Raw genomic sequence first — 6497 nt, forward strand, 5'->3', positions numbered from 1 at the left:
GTCAAGAGCGCCTGTCGCAGAACCGGCCGACTGAGCGAACATCGTGAGGCAGGTTCCCATGCGCGAGGACGACCATGGAATGGTCGCGGCTCTGGCCGAGTATTTTGATGCGGCATACTATTCCGGGCAGCTCGATGATCCGTTGACCATGGATCCGCTGTCGCATTACCTGGGGATCGGGTGGCAGGCGGGGCTTGACCCCGCGCCGGGCTTTTCGACCGAAGGCTACCTTCAGGCCAATCCCGACGTGCGGCAGGCGGGGATGAATCCCCTGCTGCATTACATCCGCCACGGCAAGGCGGAGGGCCGCGCGCTCAGGCCGGGGGTCGGGCCAGAGGTCGGGCCGGCGGTCGCGACAGCCCCCGCCGTGCAACAGGATGATTCAGAGCGGCTGTTGCGCGAGCAAATGGAACTCGTCGCCACGGCCTTCGACGCCGGCTTCTACCTGCGCGCCAATCCGGACGTGGCCCGGGCCAAGGTCGATCCGCTGTGGCATTTCTGCACGAACGGCTGGCGCGAAGGCCGCGCGCCGAACGTCGACTTCGTGGCCAGCAGACATTTGCAGGCTTACCCCGAGCTGAGACATACCGGTGAAAACCCGTTCCACCATTACTTGCGCACGGACAGCGCAGGCGCCGATGCAGGGCGGGATGCAAAGGGACCCATTGCAACCTTCGCTCCGAACGAGGAGGCGGTCGAATTCTTACTGGAGCGTTACATCGATCGGGATCACTACATCTCGCAACTGCCCGAGGGAGAGACGCCTTTCGAGCTCAGCGCGCATTATCTTCGGCGACGTGGTGACAAGCGCGACCCGAATCCCGGGTTCTCGCGCGCGTTCTATGCCCGGGCCAACCCGGACATCTCCGACAGCGATGACGGTTTCCTGCATTACCTGGGATTCGGCCAGTACGAGGGCCGCGCACCGAACGCCGCAGCACACGCGCGCAGCATCGGCGCCTGTGACCCGCATGAAGACGACGATCCTGTCATGAGAACCGTCGCCGCGATCAGGGACGAGGTCGACGGTCCGTTCTATGAGACGCGCTATGGTATCCCCGCCGAGGAAGCGGCGATACATTACGCCGTGACGGGCTGGCGGATGGGCTGGGACCCTTCGCCGGACTTTTCGACCCGAGGCTACCTGGACGCCAAGGGCGACTTCGCCGCGCCGCAGATCAACCCGCTGCTGCATAATATCATCAATCGGGACGTGACCGGTCCCGGCAAGACCTTGGCCGAGATCCATGCCCACATTGCCTTGCTGGGTGTTGCACAGGCCGAAGGGTTCGGGGACAACGAACTTGGGCGTTTGCAGGGTCTCGATTGGGACGGCGCATTTGCCTATCTGGGGCGCGTCGCACGCCAGATGGCGGGGGACGCGCCGCATCCGCTGTTCGATGGCCTCGATCTCGCCCCGCTGCGGCGGTTCTGCCGGGAACAGGGGCTGTGCGTGCCGCCCGAGCAAATGGCCTTTGCCGGGCTGACCGAATGGCTGACCCTCCAGAGCCTGCTGGGCAACAAGCTGGCGAAGGACACCGGGCCCGACCTGCGCGACAAGGTGCGGTTAAAGAACCGCGATCTGCTGGACGCGGCGCTGCACGGAGACCGCCCGGTATTTCTAATCGGCAGCCATGTGGGCGTGGGCTGGCTGTGTCTGGCCGCCCTCTCGCACCTCGGGGTTCCGATCGTGAACGTCGGTGACGGAGCCCTGACCATCCGCATGAAAGACACCTTCCGGCACCTGCCCTCGAGCACGATGTTTCCGGCGGCCGTTTTCAAGGCCTGTGACGACGCGCTGGTCGCAAAGACCCATCTCGTGCACATCCTGCCCGACGTCTGGAAGGGCACCGGGCGGAAGCTGCCGTTTCTTGGCCGCGATCATCACTTCGCCGAAGGGTTCTGTCATCTCGCGCACAAGCGCAAGCCGCTCCTGCTGACATATTCGAACCACCTGACGCCGGAGGGCACGCTGCAGATATCCTTCGGGCACGCGCTTGGCCAAGTGCCGCAGGAGGCCACGCTGGAAGAGACGACGACTCTGCTGCTGAGCCGCTACCGCGACTGGGTTGAGACCTTGTGGCTGAACAGCCGTGGTGCGATCCCCAGAGAGTATCTGAACACCTATCTCCAGCGCCCCCTTCAGGCCCGCGAAGTGACCGGGCCCTGAGCATGGACTTCTCCGCCAGCCTCCGTCAGCGCGACCTCCAGGCCAAGGCCCAGGCCGATGCGGCACGGCTGGCGCCCCTGCCCGCCACCACCTCGCGCGGGTTCTGGACGACGGCGGGCGATCACGGCTGGCTGACCGCTGCGGACGAGACCGGCGCATGCGACGCCCTGACAGCAGTTCTGGTTCACGAGGCGCTGGGTCGCGCCGGGGTGTCGCGCTCGGCGCTTTTCGCCATGGGGGCGCATCTGTTTGGCGTAGCGATGACCCTGCGGGCCTTCGCGCCCTCGCCGGCGGCCACGACCTGGCTGGACCGGCTGACCCGCGGCACGGCGGTGGGCGCGCTGGCGCTGACCGAACCGGGCGGCCGGTCCGACACCGCCAATCTCGCGACCCTGGCTGTGCGCGACGGTGACGGATGGCGCCTGAACGGGGCCAAGACCTGCGTGACCAACGGCAGCTTCGCCGATGTCCTGCTGGTCAATGCCCGTCACCCGGACGCCGCTAGCCCGGCCTTCGCCACCTCGCTCTTCGCCGTGCCCGCCGAAACGGCCGGGCTGCGGACCCGCGCCATCGGGGGCCCGATCGGCCTCCGCGGGTCGCCGATGGCTGAGGTCACGCTCGACGGTGTCCGGCTGCCGCCCGAAGCGCTGGTCGGGCGTCCGGGCCAAGGGTTGATGGCGACGCTCACCGCAATGCGCGCCGAGCGGTCCTGCATCCTTGCCGGTTTCGTCGGTGCGGCGCAGCGCGACCTTGTAGCGCTCGAACGCCATTTGGAGCGGCCCGCACGTGAACACCAGTCGCTCGGGCTGGCGTTGGCCGAGGTTTCCGCCCGTCTTGAGGCGGCGCGCTGGACGCTCTACCGCGGCGCCTGGTGCGTCGTGCATGGAAGCGATGCGATCCGGACCCCGGCGGTGACCAAATTCGTCGTGGCCGAGGCCCTGGCCAGCCTTGCCCAGAAGTGCCAGGAACTGGCCGCTGGCGCTGGCTGGCGCGACGAGATGGGACTGGCGACGGCGGTGGCCGACACCATGGGCGTTCTGACCGCCTCGGGCACCGCCACCGCGCAGCTTCGCGCCATCGCGACGCGACCCGCCCAATGACCGCGCCCGGCCCGCTCTTTGTCGACCGGCTGCTTGCGCGCCAACCCGACCCGGCGCGCATCTCCCTGCGCTGGGGCTCAGACGGCGCACTTGATCAGGTCCGCGCCGCCGCCCTGCGCGACGGCTTCGCCGGATGGCTGTCGGAGATCGGCCTCGGTCCGGGGGATCGCGTGGTCTTTGTCCTGCCTAAGGGGCCGGTCGCAGCGCTGGGCATTCTCGCGGCCTTCCGCACTGGCGCGGTGGCCACCGTCGTGGATGCAGAGGCCCCGCCCCGTCGGCTGGACGAAATGATCGCGCGTTTCGCCCCGCGGCTGGTGGTGACGACGCCCGAGCTTTCAGCCAGCCTTTCGGCGCGCGCCGAGCATTGGTTGCGCCTGCCCTGCGACGCGACGGATGCGATGCCCCTGCGCCCGCCGCGACCGCCAGCGGTGCTTGGCCCCGACAGCCCCGCGTTGATGCTCGCCACCTCCGGATCGACCGGGCCGCCCAAGGGCGTGCTGTTGTCGCATGGCAACCTGAGCGTGTTCATCGACTGGGCGGTGCGGCGGTTCGGCCTGACCGGCAAGGACCGCTTCGTCAGCCTCGCGCCGCTGCATTTCGACCTGTCGGTGCTTGACCTCCATGCCAGCCAGATGCTCGGCGCCGAGGTGTATCTTGCTTCGGCCGCCGAGGCCCGGATGCCCGGCGCGGTGGCGAAAATTACCGCAGCGGTGCGCCCCACCCTGCTCTACGCGGTCCCGACCCAGTTGCAGATGCTGGCCGGACTGGGGTTCTTCGCCAAGAGCCCCGGGGCGCGCGCTCTGCGCTGGGTCCTCTCGGCCGGCGAGGTTCTGACGGCGGGGACCGCGCGCCGCATCCTCTCGGGCGATGCGCCGCCCTATCTGGCCAACCTGTACGGGCCGACCGAGACCAACGTGGTGACCTGTCATCTAATCGACGCGCTGCCGGCCAGCGATCACGCGCCCCTGCCGATCGGACGCGCCTGCGATCCCGCCACGACGTTGACGGTGTCCGCTGCCGGAACGCTGGTCGTAGAGGGGCCGGGCGTCATGCTGGGCTATGTCACCGGCGCCGGGGAACCGCCCGCGCACCAGACCCCGCGGCGCCACGATACCGGCGACCTGGTGCGCCGCGACGCCGAGGGTGTGCTGCACTTCCTGGGTCGCGCTGACGGTCAGGTCAAACTGCGCGGCCACCGGATCGAGCTTGGCGAAATCGAATCCGCGGCGCTCGCGCATCCCGGTGTCTCGGCCGCGGCGGCGCTTGTCGTCAATGCCTGCGGCCCCCGGCCCGATCTTGTGCTGGCGGTCTCTCCTGCGACACCCGGGCTGAGCGTAACGGACCTGCAAGCTGCCCTTGCGGCGTGGCTGCCGCGGTCCGCCATGCCGGACAGGGTTGAAATCCGCGCCGATTGGCCACAATCCTCGACCGGGAAAACCGATCGCTCCACCCTACGCCACCAGATCGAAGGACTAGACCATGCAGACCGAACCTGAGTTCGTGACCTTTTTCAACCAGTGGATCGCGACTGAGCTCAGGTACGAGGGTGCGCCGCTGGCGCCCGACAGCCCGATACTCGAGATGGGTCTGCTCGACAGTCTCCAGATCATGCAGCTCATCAGCGCCATCGAGGAACGCCAGGGCCTGTCCATTCCGCTCGAGGACGTGATCGAGGAGAATTTCATCACCCCCTCCGCCATGTATGCGATGCTGGCGCGCATGAGGGCCGCGTCATGACCTCTGCGCCACGGGTGGTGATCATCGGCGGCGGGCCAGGGGGAAGCACCCTGGCGCTGCGCCTCGCCCGCAAGGGCATCCCTTGTGTCATCGTCGAGAAATGCCCCTTTCCGCGCGAACATATCGGCGAATCTCTGAGCGGCGAATGCGGCGTCATGCTGCGCGATCTCGGCTTTGGCACCGCGCTCGAGCGGATGGATTTTCCAACCAAGCGCGGCGTGTCCGTCTATGGCCCGAACGGTCGCACCGCCTTCTGGGTGCCGGTGGCCCAGCCCGGCGCCGAAGGAGAGCTGATCCCCGGCACCACCTGGCAGGTGCGGCGGCCGGACTTCGACAGGATGCTGCTCGACGCCGCCCAAGATGCCGGTTGCACGCTGCGTCAGGCCACCGCGCGCGCCGTGACACGCGACGCGAAGGGCCTGCCCGATGGCGTCATCCTCGGCCACTACGACGGCGGGACCGAAACGCTGGCCGCGGATTTCATCGTTGATGCCTCGGGTCTGTCGGGTTTTTTATCGCGCGCCGGCGTGGCCGGGCCGCGCCAGCGGGGCAGCTACAGCAAGCAAGTCGCCTTCTACGGCCAGTTCACCCATGTCGCGCGCGACGCTCCGCCCCATGACGGCAATACCCAGATCTTCTACAGCCGGAAACACCACTGGGCCTGGATCATCCCGATATCTTCGACCACCACCAGCGTCGGTGTCGTGGTCCCCGGCGAAAGCTACCGCGCCTCCGGATGCACGCCCGCGCAGTTCCTGGCCGAGGCGCTGGACGATCTCAACCCGGAATTGTCCGGTCGCATGGCCGGGGCGCGGCCCGTCTCCGAGGTCTGGGGCACCTCGAACTACTCGCACCGGATCGCGGAATTCACCGGGCCTCGGCATCTTTGCTTGGGAGACGCGCACCGCTTTTCCGACCCGATCTTCTCCTTCGGCGTCTCCAACGCCCTCAAGGAGGCCGCTCTCGCGGCTCCGGCGATCGAGGCCGCGTTGACACTCGCCCCGGACGATGCGGCGGCCAGGATGCAGCGCTACCGCGACCTTGTGGCCGGCGGTCAGAACCGGGTCGAGACCTTGATCAACACCTTTTGGGACTACCCTCTGGCCTTCCTCAAGCTCGCCCATTTCGACCGCCCCACCGAGATCGCGGAACTGTTCTCGGGCCGCATCTACGACCCAGCCGCGGCCCAGCTTCCGGCCATGCGGATGATGCAAGAGCTGACGGGAGGCGCGACGGCAGGCTGAGCAGGCGATGGGATGATGCGGCATCTGACGGCTGCGTGACGGAGAAGGTCCCTTGGCCGTCGAAGCTTAGGCTGCGCATATGAGAAACGGGGACGGCACCAAACCGTGACGGGTATAGACGGAGATCAGAATGGTGCCCGAAGTCGATGCTTTGGCAATTGAGCTCGTGGGTGAGCTGGCGGGCATCATGGCTCTGGGGTCCGGACAAAAAGAAACGCCCCGGACAGTGAAGTCGGAGCGTTCGAC

At 67.5% G+C, this 6497-nt stretch carries 5 protein-coding genes; all 5 read left to right on the forward strand.

Annotated elements, in window-relative coordinates; genetic code table 11:
• Positions 1-58: 58 nt before the first annotated feature.
• The 5 genes from AC04PT_RS12220 to AC04PT_RS12240 are packed head-to-tail and all read left to right on the forward strand — an operon-like array spanning position 59 to position 6251.
• A complete protein-coding gene (locus AC04PT_RS12220; protein ID WP_482873962.1) occupies positions 59-2170 on the forward strand; it encodes a lysophospholipid acyltransferase family protein in 2112 nt (703 codons plus the stop codon).
• Between the two features lie 2 nt (positions 2171-2172).
• Complete coding sequence (locus tag AC04PT_RS12225) at positions 2173-3270, forward strand: acyl-CoA dehydrogenase family protein (protein WP_482873963.1); 1098 nt, start codon at positions 2173-2175, stop codon at positions 3268-3270.
• Positions 3267-4766 carry an AMP-binding protein gene (locus tag AC04PT_RS12230; protein WP_482873964.1) on the forward strand — a complete coding sequence of 500 codons (1500 nt, stop codon included), beginning with the start codon at positions 3267-3269 and terminating at the stop codon, positions 4764-4766. The genes AC04PT_RS12225 and AC04PT_RS12230 overlap by 4 nt, the downstream gene beginning before the upstream one ends.
• On the forward strand, positions 4750-5007 hold the full coding sequence (locus tag AC04PT_RS12235; RefSeq protein ID WP_482873965.1) for an acyl carrier protein: 258 nt from the start codon (positions 4750-4752) through the stop codon (positions 5005-5007). Before AC04PT_RS12230 ends, AC04PT_RS12235 begins: the two co-directional genes overlap by 17 nt.
• The gene (locus AC04PT_RS12240; protein WP_482873966.1) at positions 5004-6251 is read left to right on the forward strand and encodes an NAD(P)/FAD-dependent oxidoreductase; all 1248 of its coding nucleotides are present in this window, start codon (positions 5004-5006) and stop codon (positions 6249-6251) included. Before AC04PT_RS12235 ends, AC04PT_RS12240 begins: the two co-directional genes overlap by 4 nt.
• Positions 6252-6497: the final 246 nt, after the last annotated feature.

The organism is Litorisediminivivens sp. KMU-197, assembly GCF_056858395.1.